This window comes from Halobacillus sp. HZG1 (assembly GCF_035818575.1).
Classification (GTDB): Bacteria; Bacillota; Bacilli; order Bacillales; family Halobacillaceae; genus Halobacillus; species Halobacillus litoralis.
Genome location: NZ_JAYLVQ010000086.1, coordinates 278,778 through 292,913, shown reverse-complemented (window position 1 = coordinate 292,913; position 14,136 = coordinate 278,778). Strand labels below are relative to the sequence as shown.

General features: G+C 44.3%; 14 protein-coding genes and 2 riboswitches. Of the genes, 13 read left to right on the top strand and 1 reads right to left on the bottom strand.

The genetic code is table 11. From position 1 onward, the window contains the following. Positions 1 to 37: 37 nt before the first annotated feature. Positions 38 to 135: riboswitch (SAM riboswitch) on the bottom strand. A gap of 170 nt (positions 136 to 305) precedes the next feature. Continuing rightward, positions 306 to 412: riboswitch (SAM riboswitch) on the top strand. Between the two features lie 81 nt (positions 413 to 493). From VKA52_RS20575 to VKA52_RS20525, 11 genes are all read left to right on the top strand, one after another. Beyond that, positions 494 to 1,228: a phosphoadenylyl-sulfate reductase gene (locus tag VKA52_RS20575; RefSeq protein WP_326317054.1), complete on the top strand. Its 735-nt coding sequence runs from the start codon at positions 494 to 496 to the stop codon at positions 1,226 to 1,228. A 13-nt stretch (positions 1,229 to 1,241) separates the two neighbouring features. Then, positions 1,242 to 2,390, top strand: coding sequence for a sulfate adenylyltransferase (gene sat / locus VKA52_RS20570; RefSeq protein WP_326317052.1), 1,149 nt, complete (start codon positions 1,242 to 1,244; stop codon positions 2,388 to 2,390). A 5-nt stretch (positions 2,391 to 2,395) separates the two neighbouring features. After that, complete coding sequence (gene cysC / locus VKA52_RS20565) at positions 2,396 to 2,992, top strand: adenylyl-sulfate kinase (protein WP_326317050.1); 597 nt, start codon at positions 2,396 to 2,398, stop codon at positions 2,990 to 2,992. 13 nt (positions 2,993 to 3,005) lie between these two features. After that, the gene (gene cobA / locus VKA52_RS20560; RefSeq protein ID WP_160913118.1) at positions 3,006 to 3,782 is read left to right on the top strand and encodes a uroporphyrinogen-III C-methyltransferase; all 777 of its coding nucleotides are present in this window, start codon (positions 3,006 to 3,008) and stop codon (positions 3,780 to 3,782) included. A 13-nt stretch (positions 3,783 to 3,795) separates the two neighbouring features. Next, positions 3,796 to 4,554 (top strand): sirohydrochlorin chelatase, encoded by a 759-nt coding sequence (locus tag VKA52_RS20555; protein WP_326317048.1) that lies wholly within the window; start codon positions 3,796 to 3,798, stop codon positions 4,552 to 4,554. After that, positions 4,551 to 5,177, top strand: coding sequence for an NAD(P)-binding protein (locus VKA52_RS20550; protein ID WP_326317047.1), 627 nt, complete (start codon positions 4,551 to 4,553; stop codon positions 5,175 to 5,177). Before VKA52_RS20555 ends, VKA52_RS20550 begins: the two co-directional genes overlap by 4 nt. Then, positions 5,165 to 5,977, top strand: a complete 813-nt coding sequence (locus VKA52_RS20545) for a uroporphyrinogen-III synthase (RefSeq protein ID WP_326317046.1) — start codon at positions 5,165 to 5,167, stop codon at positions 5,975 to 5,977. The genes VKA52_RS20550 and VKA52_RS20545 overlap by 13 nt, the downstream gene beginning before the upstream one ends. A gap of 23 nt (positions 5,978 to 6,000) precedes the next feature. Continuing rightward, positions 6,001 to 7,797 (top strand): assimilatory sulfite reductase (NADPH) flavoprotein subunit, encoded by a 1,797-nt coding sequence (locus VKA52_RS20540; protein WP_326317045.1) that lies wholly within the window; start codon positions 6,001 to 6,003, stop codon positions 7,795 to 7,797. Positions 7,798 to 7,825: 28 nt separating this feature from the next. After that, the gene (gene cysI / locus VKA52_RS20535) at positions 7,826 to 9,538 is read left to right on the top strand and encodes an assimilatory sulfite reductase (NADPH) hemoprotein subunit (protein WP_326317043.1); all 1,713 of its coding nucleotides are present in this window, start codon (positions 7,826 to 7,828) and stop codon (positions 9,536 to 9,538) included. 73 nt (positions 9,539 to 9,611) lie between these two features. Then, entirely contained in the window at positions 9,612 to 10,061 is a 450-nt protein-coding gene (locus tag VKA52_RS20530) for an Hsp20/alpha crystallin family protein (protein ID WP_326317042.1), read from the top strand. Between the two features lie 546 nt (positions 10,062 to 10,607). After that, a complete protein-coding gene (locus tag VKA52_RS20525; RefSeq protein ID WP_326317040.1) occupies positions 10,608 to 10,994 on the top strand; it encodes a hypothetical protein in 387 nt (128 codons plus the stop codon). 84 nt (positions 10,995 to 11,078) lie between these two features. On the opposite strand, the gene VKA52_RS20520 is transcribed toward VKA52_RS20525, so the two are convergent. Then, a complete protein-coding gene (locus tag VKA52_RS20520; RefSeq protein ID WP_160913132.1) occupies positions 11,079 to 12,347 on the bottom strand; it encodes an NCS2 family permease in 1,269 nt (422 codons plus the stop codon). Between the two features lie 222 nt (positions 12,348 to 12,569). Here VKA52_RS20520 and sdaAB point away from each other — a divergent pair, with 222 nt between their 5' ends. Then, the gene (gene sdaAB / locus VKA52_RS20515) at positions 12,570 to 13,232 is read left to right on the top strand and encodes an L-serine ammonia-lyase, iron-sulfur-dependent subunit beta (protein WP_326317038.1); all 663 of its coding nucleotides are present in this window, start codon (positions 12,570 to 12,572) and stop codon (positions 13,230 to 13,232) included. Between the two features lie 17 nt (positions 13,233 to 13,249). After that, positions 13,250 to 14,134, top strand: a complete 885-nt coding sequence (gene sdaAA / locus VKA52_RS20510) for an L-serine ammonia-lyase, iron-sulfur-dependent, subunit alpha (protein ID WP_160913135.1) — start codon at positions 13,250 to 13,252, stop codon at positions 14,132 to 14,134. The last annotated feature ends 2 nt before the right edge of the window (positions 14,135 to 14,136 follow it).

Genomic DNA, 14,136 nt, shown 5'->3' with positions numbered 1-14,136 from the left:
AAATAACCCCCATCTGAAAGAAGGGGGAGTCATCCACACCTTATCTTTCAGCCTTCTGGCTGCTGGAATGAGCACCCTCTTACAGGTTGCTGCGGGATCGTCAGACCAGGTTCCTCCCCCGACTCTTCATAAGGATCGTATGATTTTTAAAAGAATAATTCTTAAACTAACGGACATGGTTTTATTTGTCAATCATATAGTTTAAAAAAACAGAAAATTTTTGATTTTCCTAAAAAAGCATTGACATATGATGATAACGAGCATAAGATTTGTATCAACTTGTTTTTCAGAAAATTTCATAGCTTTTCTTATCTAGAGAGGTGGAGGGACTGGCCCTTTGAAGCCTCGGCAACGGATCTATACAGATACTGTGCCAATTCCAGCAAGCGGTAAGCGCTTGAGAAGATAAGAAGAATATAGTTTACATGTAGATGTAAATGCCTTTCTTCTTATCGTGAAGAAAGGCATTTTTATTTTTAGAAAGGAGGAGGAGATGAAACAACCACTCGTAACGTATCAATCTTTTCACAATCCATTTGAAGGTGATCTACCGAAAAATAATGATACAAAAGGAGCTGCAGAGGTCATTCGATGGGCTTATTCTCAGTACGAGGATATCGTGTATGCCTGCAGTTTCGGTGCAGAAGGAATCGTTCTCATTGATTTGATTTCCAAGGAGAAGCCGGATGCCGAAGTCGTTTTTCTTGATACAGACCTTCATTTTGAAGAAACTTATCAGTTGATTGAAAAAGTGAAAATGAGGTATCCGAAGTTAAATATAACGATGAAAAAACCTGGGATGACGCTGGAAGAACAAGCGGAACAGTATGGCTCCGCCCTATGGAAGCGGCAGCCGGATCAATGTTGTTACATCCGTAAAATTAAGCCACTTGAAGATGCTCTCAGCGGCAGAAAAGCTTGGCTGTCAGGCCTGAGACGTGAACAATCCCCCAGCCGTCAGAAAACGAATTTCGTGAACAAGGATGAGAGATTTAAATCTATAAAAGTATGCCCTTTGATTCATTGGTCATGGGAAGACGTATGGCAATATATCCGACTAAATAGGTTGGACTACAATGAATTACACGATCAGCATTATCCTAGTGTCGGCTGCATCCCATGTACCGCCCAGGCATCAGATGATGGGAGATCAGGCAGATGGAAAGGGTTCAATAAAACCGAATGTGGATTACACACAGCGGAATCTTCAGAGAAGGAAAAATCTTAAAGGAGGAAAAGGCATGTCAATCATAACCCCGCACGGTGGAGTGCTTGTAAACAGGTGGAAGGAAACGAGACCAGAGGAGCTGCCGGAAGATATCATCGAGCTTGATTCGATGGCATTAAGTGATGTTGGTTTAATTGCGAACGGAGCTTATAGTCCCTTAAAAGGGTTCATGAACAAGGAAGATTATGAATCTGTCGTCGAAACCTTAAGGTTAAAAGATGGCACTCCGTGGAGTATTCCGATTACGCTTCCGATCTCAGAGGAGCAATCCCGGTCGCTTGGAAGGAAAGCCCAGTTAGTCAAGGACGGGATTGTTTATGGGACGATTACAATAACCGATCGATTTAAACCGGATAAGAAAAAGGAAGCTCAAAACGTGTACTTAACGACAGAGTCGGCTCATCCTGGCGTGAAAAAATTATTCGAACGAGGAGACTGGTATGCTGCAGGTGAAATCGAAGTATTTCATAAACCTCCTTACGAACATGGAAAGTCATTTTACTTAGATCCAAAAGAATCAAGGGAGCTTTTTCAACAATATGGTTGGAAAAAGGTCGTTGGGTTTCAAACACGAAACCCTGTCCATAGGGCTCACGAATACATCCAGAAAGCTGCGCTGGAGACGGTGGATGGATTGTTTTTAAATCCGCTGGTCGGCGAAACGAAAAGTGATGATATTCCCAGTGATGTCCGGATGAAGAGTTATCAAGTTCTTCTTGATCACTATTATCCAAAAGAACGAGTCACCTTGGCTGTCTTCAATGCGGCCATGCGGTATGCAGGTCCTAGGGAGGCGATCTTTCATGCAATCGTCAGAAAGAATTTCGGTTGCTCTCACTTTATTGTAGGGCGAGATCACGCAGGTGTCGGTGATTATTATGGTACGTACGATGCGCAGAAAATCTTCAGCCACTATAAAAGTGGGGAACTTGGTATCACACCACTTTTCTTTGAACACAGTTTTTATTGCAACGCTTGCGAATCGATGGCTTCCCATAAAACCTGCCCCCACGATAAAGAGGATCACATGATCTTATCAGGAACGAAAGTAAGGGAGTTGCTGCGTAAAGGAGAAAAGCCGCCAAAAACGTTCAGTCGTCCTGAAGTGGTGGACGTCTTAATTGAAGGGCTGCAGAAAGACACAGTAGAAGTGAAAGGGTGAGGTCCATGAACAAAAATTTGACCTGGCATGAGGCATCCATTGGGAAAGAAGAGTATCGCAGAAAAAATGGGCACCAAAGTGGAGTGCTCTGGTTTACAGGCCTCTCGGGCTCAGGTAAATCAAGCATTGCCAACCAATTGAACAAGGTCCTGTACGAAAAAGGCATCCAAAGCTATTTACTTGATGGTGACAATGTGAGACATGGACTGAACTCAGATCTCGGGTTTTCAGAAGTAGACAGGGAGGAGAACATCAGACGGATCGGTGAAGTCGCTAAACTTTTTGCGGACAGTGGAACCATCGTTTTAACAGCGTTCATTTCTCCTTATCAAAAAGACCGGGATCTTGTAAGAGCCTCTATACCGGAAGGGGATTTTATTGAAATCCATGTCGACTGCCCTGTGGAGGAGTGTGAAACCCGTGATCCGAAAGGGCTTTATAAGAAAGCGAGAAACGGAGAGATCAAGGGATTTACAGGCATTGATGCGCCTTATGAAAAACCGCTTCAACCGGAACTCGTGCTTGATTCTAAAACGTTTAGTGTGGAAAGTTGCGCGGAACAAGTGTGGAAGCTTTTACAAGATAAAAAATGGGTGACATGAAAGGGGTCGGAAGATGACAAACGTTTATATTGTGGGAGCGGGTCCGGGAGATTACGACCTGATCACAGTGAAAGGGTTAAAAGCGATACAAAAAGCAGACGTCATTCTCTATGATCGCTTGATCAATCAAGAGCTTCTGGATGAGGCGAAGGAAGGTGCAGAACTTGTGTTTTGTGGGAAACGTCCGGACCATCATGCCCTTAGTCAGACAACCATCAATCACCTTTTGTGTAAATATGCGCGGAAAGGAAAAGTGGTCACTCGTTTGAAAGGGGGAGACCCATTCGTATTCGGACGCGGAGGGGAAGAAGCGGAAGAACTCGCCAAAAGAAACATTCCTTATGAAATCGTACCGGGAATCACTTCGGGAATTGCAGCGCCTGCTTATGCTGGCATTCCTGTGACCCACAGGGACTACAGTTCTTCTGTCGCTTTCATTTCAGGTGTCAATAAGCAAGGCGGCGATGAAGAGGCTTATTGGGAGCGGGTCTCTAAAAGTATGGATACCTTGTGCATTTATATGGGAGTAAAGAAATTGCCGCTCATTTGTGAACGACTTCTGAAGTACGGAAGACCTCTTCATACACCTGTTGCCCTGGTGCAATGGGGTACAACAAAGGAGCAAAAAACGGTGACAGGCACGATTGAAGATATTGTCGAAAAATCAAAGCGTATTGAGAATCCTGCAATGATCGTCGTTGGAGACGTAGTCAGGTTACGAGAACGTCTCCAATGGTTTGAGTCATCTCTGGAAGAAAATCTTAAGGAAATAGCCACAGGTGTTGTATGAAAGTAGGGGTAACATGGAAGCCGTTTTGTATGTAAGTCATGGGAGTAGAAAAAAGCAAGCGAAAGAGGAAGCCATTCACTTTTTGAACCTTGTTCAGCGGCAGGTCAACTGCGAACTCTCTCATATTTGTTTTCTCGAGTTAGCAGATCCTGATGTGTTGGAAGGCATTCGTAAACTTGTGGAAAAAGGGGCAGATAGGATTGTCATTATCCCTGTACTGCTACTGAGTGCCGGCCACTATTTCAAGGATATTCCTCATGAGATGGAGAAAGCTGAATCCATCTATCCAGACATTTCGATTACTTATGGTCAAACGCTTGGGATGCAGGAACGAATCACGGATGTACTGGTGGACCGGCTGAAAGAACTGCCGACCGAAATGGATGAATCAGCCAATGTTTTACTTGTGGGAAGAGGGAGCAGGCATCCGGATACAAAAACATCCATCGAATGGATTGCTGGTGTGTTGAGAGAGAAGGGACGGATTCAACAAATTCAAACCTGCTACCTGGCTGCACTTTCTCCTCGATTTCAAGACGCGTTTGAAGAATCGCTAAGCAACTATTCTAAAACAATTGTGGTCCCCTACTTATGGTTTACAGGCCTCCTCTATGATTCTTTGGAAAAAAGCGTGGCGAACGCAAAAGAGAAAGGACATCATGTCTACCTCGCTTCTTATTTAAATGATCACCCAAATATGGTTCAATCCTTGGTTGACCGAGTCAATCAAGCTTTAAGCAAAGGGGTGGAAGAGGAGAGAATTGTGAAATGATATCGCTATCGGTTGATGTAGAACAGAAGAAAGTCATCATCATTGGAGGAGGCAAAGCAGCAGAAAAAAGGGCGAAGGTATTCCTACGAGAAAAGGCAAAAATTACAGTTGTCAGCCCTGCAGTCACGGAATGCTTAAAAGAGATGATCAAGAAGAAGGAGATCCATTGGTTGAATCGTCATTTTGAAAATGGTGATGTTACGAGCGCATTTCTATTAGTTATTGCGACGGATGACTGCGAGACAAATGACAACATCGCCTTGCAAGCAGGGAATGTGCCCCTTGTGAACAGAGTAGATGGGGGGAAGGGTGGAAACTTTCATCTTCCTGCACAATTTTCCCGGGGGAAACTAAACGTATCTGTCACCACCCAGGGAGCTAGTCCTAAGCTCGCAGGACGCTTGCGTGAAGAATGGGAAAAGCAGTTCCCTCCTGCCTATAAGGATTATGTGGATTTTTTATATGAATGCAGACAAATGCTGAAGGCCTCTCCTTTATCTAAAGTGGAGAAAGAGATGTATCTGGAAAGAATGCTTGATCCCTCTTATTTAGAACGGGAAAAACAATGTGTCATCAAGGAAGAAATACATACCAAAGGAGGAGGAAGCCTTTGTCGGGACTAAAAGGAAAAAAGGTTGGCATTGCGGCAAATCGCCGTTCGGAAGCGATTCAAAAATTAATAACGAACATGGGTGGAAAGCCTTTTGTTTTTCCATTGCAAGGAGAGCAGCTGCTGGATGAAAAAGCATCCCGCGCTCATGTAAAAGACTACCTTCATCAATCGTTTAACCGGGTCATACTGACGACAGGTATAGGCGCTCGGACGCAAGGAGATGCCGCAATAAAAGAAAGGGTAGACGGGAAATTTCTTCAGAAGCTCGAAAACGAGTCTCTTGCCATCCGGGGTTCGAAAACGCTGGATTGGTTAAAAGCCAATGATCTATTTCCTGATGTAATCTCTGCAGACGGAACGATGGAAAATCTATTGTGTCAAATCCCTGTTGTAGATCGAACAAAGAACCAAGAAATCTTTCTACAGACATACAATGAAGATGAAGAATTTTTAGTAAGAAAATTAGAGGAGAAAGGATACAGGGTTTACAGAGCTAACCCCTACAAGTTCTTACCACCTGATCCTGTTGTCGTAGAAGACTTAGCCCTCCATATCGCAGACGCTCAACTGGATGCGGTTGTTTTCACAAGTAAAACCCAGGTGAAAAATTTATTTCATCAAAGCAAAAGGTTGGAAAATGTTGTGGAAGCTTTCCAACATCATGTCCAGGCGGTAGCTGTTGGTAAAGTAACCGCTCAGGCTCTGCATGACCGAGGGATTTCTTCGGTCATTCAACCCGAGCGACCGAAGATGGGTGCGATGATTGTGAAGCTCGATCATTATTTTCAGGAGCAATGGTTGAATCAATAGCTATCAATATGGAGGTGTCAATGTTGAATCTTGATGTCAAGAACAGTCCATTTGATCAAGAACAAACGGAACAATTGAACCGTTTGCTTCTAACAATGGATGACCGACAGAAAATATGGCTGAGCGGTTATTTGGCCGCCTTTCAGAACTCTCCTTCCCTTGCTGTAAAGAATCACCAAGGAGAAGAAAAAGCAGTGTCTTCCCGGAAGGTGACCCTTTTGTATGGATCACATACCGGAAACTGTCAGGCCCTTGCGGAAGAATATGGGGCCAAGTTAAAAGAAAAGGGCATGGTAGCCAACGTTCTGGATATGGATGAATATAAGCCGAAAAACTTAAAAAATGAACAGGATCTATTGATTTTGACGAGTACCCACGGAGACGGAGATCCTCCAGATAATGCACTGTCCTTTTATGAATTTCTCTTCAGCAAACGAGCACCAAAATTAGACGGAACGAAGTATTCTGTCCTTGCTCTCGGTGACAGCTCTTATGAGTTCTTTTGTCAGACGGGGAAGGAAATCGATGAACGCCTGAACGAACTCGGTGCTGAGCGTATCCACCCCCGTGTCGATTGCGACCTTGATTATGAAGAAGATGCTGAATCATGGTGGAATGGAGTGCTTCATACATTAGGTGATACTCATGAACAGGTCTCTCCAACGGTTGAAAAAGTCACGTCTGTTACCGATCGTCCGATTTACTCTAAGAAAAACCCTTTTCAAGCCGAAGTGCTGGAGAATATCAATTTGAGTGGACGGGGATCGAATAAAGAGACCCGCCATTTGGAGCTCGACCTGGAGGGGGCGAACCTTGCCTATGAACCTGGGGATAGTCTGGGGATTTATCCGAAAAATGAAGATACCCTTGTAGATGAGCTGGTCGAAGAAATGGGATGGGACCCAGACTTATCGGTCATCGTGAACAAAGATGGGGAAGTCCGGGCATTACGGGAAGCTTTGACCTCCCATTATGAAATTACGGCCTTGACCATACCCTTACTGGAGAAATTAGCGACTCTGACAGAAAATAAAGAATTCAAACAACTAGTGACATCCAGAGATAAAATGAATGCTTATGTATATGGAAGAGACCTGCTTGATGTCGTGAGAGATTATGGACCATGGAAAGCAGGAGCCGAAGCGTTTGTCAGCTCATTAAGGAAGATCCCTGCAAGACTGTATTCTATTGCGAGCAGTTTAAAAGCAAATCCTGATGAAGTACATCTGACAATCGGGACAGTAAGATACGATTCAAATGGACGGAAACGGACAGGGGTCTGCTCGGGACAGTGTGCTGAAAGGACAGAAGTGGGAGATCAATTGTCTGTTTTTGTACAGAAGAACAACAATTTCAAACTGCCTGATGACCCATCCATACCCATCATCATGATCGGAGCGGGAACGGGCGTGGCCCCCTACCGATCCTTCCTTGAAGAACGAGAAGAAAGCGAGAGACAGGGCAGGTCCTGGCTTTTCTTCGGGGAGCAGCACTTTGTCACGGATTTTCTATACCAAGTGGAATGGCAGCGATGGTTAAAAGAAGGCGTCCTAACAAAAATGGATGTCGCTTTCTCCAGAGATACATCAGAAAAAGTGTACGTCCAGCACCGTTTGCTTGAGAACCAGAAAGAATTTTATCAATGGTTAGCATCCGGGGCTTATGTCTATGTGTGTGGGGATGAAAAATATATGGCCAAAGATGTCCACCACACCATCCTTGAGATTATAAAAGAAGAAGGAAAATACACCGAAGAAGAAGCAGAGGAATATTTGAAAGAATTGAGGAAAGCGAAGCGTTACCAAAGAGACGTTTATTAAGGAGAAGAAGGAAGGGAGAGGAAGTCTAGTGGCGGAAAACAAAACCATAAGGCCTGAAGGTCCCCCGGATGATATGGAAAGAATTAAAGAGGAAAGTCGTTTTTTAAGAGGGACGCTCGTTGATAGTTTTGAAGACCGGATCAGTGCGAGTATCCCTGAGGATGATACGAAACTACTGAAATTTCACGGAAGTTACATGCAGGATGATCGTGATTTGAGGAACGAGCGGAGAAAGCAGAAGTTGGAGCCCGCTTATCAATTCATGGTCCGTGTCCGCCTCCCAGGTGGTGTGGCAACACCAGATCAGTGGCTGACGATGGATACGTTGGCTGATGATTATGGAAATGGAACGATGAAACTTACGACAAGGCAGACCTTTCAGCTGCACGGGATTTTGAAGTGGAATATGAAAAATAGTATACAGGCCATGAATGAATCGTTGTTAGATTCCATTGCTGCCTGTGGGGATGTCAATCGGAATGTCATGGCTAACGTGAATCCGGATCAATCCCCATATCACGTGGAAGTCTACCAGTTTGCTAAACAAATAAGTGAACACTTACTTCCGAAGACCAGGGCTTACCATGAAATCTGGCTTGATGAAGAGAAAGTCATAGATGGCAAAAAGGAAGAAGAGCCGATCTACGGTTCCCACTACCTGCCGCGGAAGTTCAAGATCGGTGTCGCTGTTCCTCCTTCCAATGATGTGGATGTCTTTTCGCAGGATCTCGGTTTCATAGCCGTTGAAGAAGAGGGAAAGCTGATTGGTTTCAATGTCGTTGTTGGCGGTGGAATGGGCATGACCCATGGGGATGAGACGACCTATCCTCAATTAGGGCGTGTCATCGGTTTTTGTCCAAAAGAAAAAGGAAAAGATGTGGCACAAAAAATCCTGACCATCCAGCGTGATTACGGAAACCGGTCGAACCGGAAAAATGCTCGTTTCAAATACACGGTGGATCGGCTTGGAGTGGAGTGGATTTGTGAGGAATTGAACCGGAGAACAGGTTGGGAGCTGGAAGAGGAGAAACCTTATCATTTTGATCATAATGGCGATCGATATGGATGGTTGAAAGGGGAAGATGGGGATTGGCATCATACCTTTTTCATCCAAAATGGACGCATTAAAGATGAAGACACCTATTTACTAAAAGAAGGAATGCGGAAAATTGCCGAACTGGGACTTGGAGAGTTCAGGCTGACCCCTAATCAGAATGTTACGCTTTCGAAAATCAAGGATGAGAATAAACCAGAAATTGAAGCCGTTATTAGTGAATACGGATTATCAGACGGTAAACAGAATTCTGCATTGAGAAGGAACTCGATGGCCTGTGTGGCTATGCCTACGTGCGGGCTGGCCATGGCTGAATCGGAAAGGTATTTGCCTTCGCTCATTGATCAAATAGAAGAAGTCCTGGATGAAGTGGGCTTGAGAAATGAAGAAATTATAATAAGAATGTCAGGTTGTCCAAATGGATGTTCACGCCCAGCTCTAGGAGAGATCGGTTTTATCGGTAAAGCCCCTGGGAAATACAACCTTTATCTAGGAGCCGGGTTCGCGGGGGACCGGTTGAATAAACTGTACCGCGAAAATATCTCGGAAAGAGAGATTTTACAAGAGTTAAAACCGTTACTTGTCCATTATGCGAAACAGCGGGGAGATCATGAAAGATTTGGTGATTTTGTCATACGCAAAGGCTACATTCGACCGGTTACTTCAGGTCAAGACTTCCATTCATGAATGAAATATTCACCAAACCCAGCCCCGTGCATAAAGTGTAGGGCAGACTTTATGTAAAATGAGGTGCAAAGGAATGGATGATAAACATAAACAATTGCCGGATTTATTTGATCAAAGCTTTCGTGACATAGTCAAAGCCTTCGATTCATTCTTTGATGAATCCATTAAACATGTACATGATTTCTTTCAGCAAACAACTATTCCAGTGGAAGTGTTTGAAACAGACCGGGATGTCACAGTCGAAGCTTATCTTCCTAATGTGACTCGGGAGCAAATACGCATTGATCGCTCCGGGAATCAACTGAGAATTCGCGTGGATGAAAGGCAGATCCGGGAAGTGAAAGATGAAGATGCTCATTATTACAATCGTTCGCATTCGTTAAGTCAGAAAGAACGGGTGATCACTCTTCCTTTTGCTGTAGCGGATACAGCAAGCAGTGCATCCTTTAAGGGTGGCGTTTTAACAATTGTATTTCCCAAGCATAACTCTACCATCAAGGTCATCGATGTGGATGGTCAATAACCCAGCTCAAAAAAACGTCCAGAATCTCCTGGGCGTTTTTTTGTTATTAAGCTAAATGGCAGGATTGTGTAAGACTTGATTTCGAAGCTTTTGTTGGAGTTTAGAGGCTCCGGGAAAAGGTTCGCTTTCCGTGTGCGAGTGATGAGCCTCCTCGAGCTAACGCTCTGCGGGGTCTCTTCTACCACGCACTTCCCACAGGAGTCTCACCGTTTCCCTCCGCGCCTTTACCAAATGAGGTTCTCGAAATCCCTCTTATAGTAACCTGCCTAGTTGTGTTGTAAAATCCTGCTTAATCTGCGCCGGTATAGGATTCTTAACCATAAAAGCTCTTATTACTGGAAGGTAGTTTCGAGAATCTCTTCTGGCAAGCGAGCTATTCCCCGAAGCCCCCTTCCACTCAGCAAACATCTCGAAACTGAGTTTTCAAGAATAGGGAGCATTACAGGAAGAAGGGGGGTTTGGTGCTTCTGATTTTTTGTGGGGTACATATATTTAATAATGGTTAAAAAAGGAGGAAATGTTCTAAAGGACCCGGGGGGTTTTTGTATGTATGTCGTGTGGGTTCCGTGCTATGTCCCTGTCGTGTACCCGAATGTTTTCCATCATTACCCTCAACGCCGGTTTGTTCGCTTGTATCCAGAAGTCGATGAGGACATGTTTGTCCAGTCTGCCTCAGAGATGGAAAAGTTGATGGCTGATGCTAGAAAAGTAGTAGGAAAAATCAGTAACTCTCATGATTTTGCCAATGATGTGATGGGGGCTGCTCAGGAATCAGATCAATCGAAAGTGAACACGTTGATCCGAAGTGCTGGTGTAGAATCTCCCTTTCAAGCCGATTATAATCCAGACCGGATGAAGATCCACTTGACTGCAAGGAATCAACAAGTAGAATGCTGTCAGTTAACCATCGTACTACGATGGAGAGTACAATAAATCCCGTACATCTCAGATGTACGGGATTTTATCTTTTTTGTATTGTATTCATATAAAATACAACATAGTAGCACTGCAGCTAAATTAATGACCAAGCGAGCGCATGATAAATTCAATGAGAAAGACCATGGCAATGAGTACGACCGGCGTCGTTAGTTCTCTTTGTTTTCCGATGGCAAACTTCACGATTGGATAAGCGATAAACCCAAAAGCCATTCCATCAGCGATGGAGTAGGTGAAGGGGATCATCACGATGATCAGGAAGGCTGGCATCGCTTCTGACAATTGATCCAGTGGAATTTCCTTGATGTTTTGTACCATCAGTGCTCCGACAATGATAAGGATTGGTGCAATAGCAGTCGATGGTACCATGGAAATCCAAGGAATCAAAAAGATGGTGCCGATGAATAAAACAGCCATAGTGAGTGCTGCTCTTCCTGACTTTCCACCTGAAGCAATAACTGCCGCACTTTCTGCTGAAGAAACCGTCGGTGATGTACCTAGGAATCCAGTACTTAATGCTGAAAAGGCAGAAGCCTGATAGGACCTTTTGAACTTGCTTTGTTGATCAAGCATATCCAATTGTCCGTGAATGAGGCCCATATTCTCGAAAATGAGAACAATCGCTAGGGGGAAAACAGCCATCCAAAAACCAAATTCTGTCACGCTTCCGAAGTCCGGCATGAAAATCCACGATTGTTCACTGAGAGCGAGAGAATCTCCCCGCTCTCCAAGAACTCCTGTGAAATGAGCAATAATGGTACCTGCAATCATCGTCACTAAGAAGTTACCAGGAACATTTTTTGTAAAAAGGAAAATCCCGATAAACAACGTGAGGATGCTTGTAATGACAATTGCGGAAGATGGGTTGCCAAGTGTAATTAAAGAGTGTTCCCCTTTGACTACAAGACCACCTTTCTCTAAACCGATCAATGTCAAAAACAGTCCAAGCCCAACCGTAATTGCGTGCTTTAAGGAAGCCGGAATTGCGTGTTTCAACCAGTCTCCAAGCTTCGTGAAAGCCGTGATTAGAAAAATCAGGGAAGCTATAAATACAACAGCCAGCCCTTCTTGGAAAGTCAATCCCGTACCTTCAACGATGGAGTAGGCGAATAGGGCGTTGACACCCATACCTGGAATGAGAACCATAGGCGCATTGGCGTATATGGCCATGATCAAACAGCCGAGTGCGCTGGCAAGAATTGTTGCAATCATTCCGCTTTCAAGCGGCAGACCTGCACTGTGAAGGATTTGGCTGTTTACGGCGACGATATAGACCGTCGTGAAATAACCGATTAACCCTGCCAAACCTTCTTTCTTCCAGCTCACTTTTTGATGATGCTGATTGAGCATTTGAATCTCCTCTATGAAATTTATCCCTCTCCCGCCCGGTTACCGAGTAACCCACAAACGTTTATTTTACTCGTAAATAAGCAATCTATCAAGCTGATTTGTTCGCTTTTTGTAAAAAATGAGGTCTAGAACAACAGTTTGTGTTAAGATGTAAAAGGATTATAATATAGTAGAAAGCGTTTTCTTTCTTTATATATAGATGAAAAAGGGAAGGTGATTCTCATGAAATATCGTTCAGTTTTCGATATTATTGGTCCCGTGATGATTGGACCATCGAGTTCCCACACCGCTGGAGCGGCCAGAATCGGTCGTGCAGCACGCCACTTATTTGGACGGGAACCTAAATATGCCCACATCCATTTGTATGGATCATTTGCTAAAACGTATAAAGGTCACGGCACTGATGTAGCCATCATCGGTGGATTGCTCGACTACGATACGTATGATGAACGTATTAGTCAATCTCTTGTTACGGCAAGGAAGAATGGAATGAAAATAAGGTTTCATGAAGAGGATGCTCATACAGATCACCCGAACACCGCGAAGGTTAAAATCGGGGATGACGATGGTGAGCTTGAATTAGTCGGCATATCCATCGGGGGAGGTAAAGCAGAAATCACAGAATTGAATGGTTTTGAACTTCGTCTATCAGGAAGTCATCCGGCGATTCTGCTTATCCACAATGACCGTTATGGTGCGATTGCCTCGGCAACTGCCATTTTAGCAAGAAATGAAATTAACATCGGACGCATGGAAGTCTCCCGTAAAGCTCAGGGAGAACAAGCTTTAATGGTCATTGAAGTAGATCAGAACATTGATGATGCGATCCTTGATGAACTAGAACGAGCCGATCACATAACTCAAGTAGCTAAAATATCAGACTAAAAGAAAGGAGAGGTCACATGTTTCGAAATGTCGCTGAACTCGTAGAATTAGCAGAAAGTGAAAATATCCAAATCTCTGAGGTGATGATTCGTCAGGAGATGGAAGTCAAACAACTATCGAGGGAGCAAGTGTTCTCTCAAATGGAAAGAAATCTGGATGTTATGGAAAAAGCCATTGAAGATGGCTTAAAAGGGGTGAAGTCCCACAGTGGATTAACTGGAGGGGATGCGGTGCTCATCCAAAACTATATGAAAAACCATACCCCTTTATCAGGAAACCTGCTAATGGATGCTGTCAGTAAAGCTGTTGCAACTAATGAAGTGAACGCAGCCATGGGGACGATCTGTGCTACACCTACCGCAGGAAGCGCTGGGTGTGTGCCAGGAACACTTTTTGCAGTAAAAAATCAGTTGAATCCTACACGTGAACAAATGGTTCGCTATTTGTTCACTTCTGGTGCCTTCGGTTTTGTAGTGGCAAATAATGCGTCGATCTCCGGAGCTGCAGGAGGCTGTCAGGCAGAGGTCGGTTCAGCTGCTGGAATGGCTGCTGCTGCAATTGTTGAAATGGCAGGGGGTACACCTTCACAATCTGCCGAAGCCATGGCGATAACATTAAAGAATATGCTTGGACTCATTTGTGATCCGGTTGCTGGTCTAGTAGAAGTCCCATGTGTGAAAAGAAATGCCATGGGTGCCTCCAACGCCGTTGTTGCTGCAGATATGGCACTTGCAGGTGTGACAAGCCGCATTCCTTGTGATGAGGTGATCGATGCCATGTACAAAGTCGGTCAACGCATGCCTTCAGCCTTCAGGGAAACGGCTCAGGGTGGGCTTGCCGCGACACCAACAGGACGTGAATTAGAAGCCAAAGTGTACGGAATATCGTTGAAGAAAGAGTGAAT

Coding starts and splice junctions, on each gene's coding strand:
- VKA52_RS20575 (WP_326317054.1), top strand. CDS start 494: ATGAAACAACCACTCGTAACGTATCAATCTTTTCACAATCCATTTGAA.
- sat (WP_326317052.1), top strand. CDS start 1,242: ATGTCAATCATAACCCCGCACGGTGGAGTGCTTGTAAACAGGTGGAAG.
- cysC (WP_326317050.1), top strand. CDS start 2,396: ATGAACAAAAATTTGACCTGGCATGAGGCATCCATTGGGAAAGAAGAG.
- cobA (WP_160913118.1), top strand. CDS start 3,006: ATGACAAACGTTTATATTGTGGGAGCGGGTCCGGGAGATTACGACCTG.
- VKA52_RS20555 (WP_326317048.1), top strand. CDS start 3,796: ATGGAAGCCGTTTTGTATGTAAGTCATGGGAGTAGAAAAAAGCAAGCG.
- VKA52_RS20550 (WP_326317047.1), top strand. CDS start 4,551: ATGATATCGCTATCGGTTGATGTAGAACAGAAGAAAGTCATCATCATT.
- VKA52_RS20530 (WP_326317042.1), top strand. CDS start 9,612: ATGGATGATAAACATAAACAATTGCCGGATTTATTTGATCAAAGCTTT.
- VKA52_RS20525 (WP_326317040.1), top strand. CDS start 10,608: ATGTATGTCGTGTGGGTTCCGTGCTATGTCCCTGTCGTGTACCCGAAT.
- VKA52_RS20520 (WP_160913132.1), bottom strand. CDS start 12,347: ATGCTCAATCAGCATCATCAAAAAGTGAGCTGGAAGAAAGAAGGTTTG.
- sdaAB (WP_326317038.1), top strand. CDS start 12,570: ATGAAATATCGTTCAGTTTTCGATATTATTGGTCCCGTGATGATTGGA.
- sdaAA (WP_160913135.1), top strand. CDS start 13,250: ATGTTTCGAAATGTCGCTGAACTCGTAGAATTAGCAGAAAGTGAAAAT.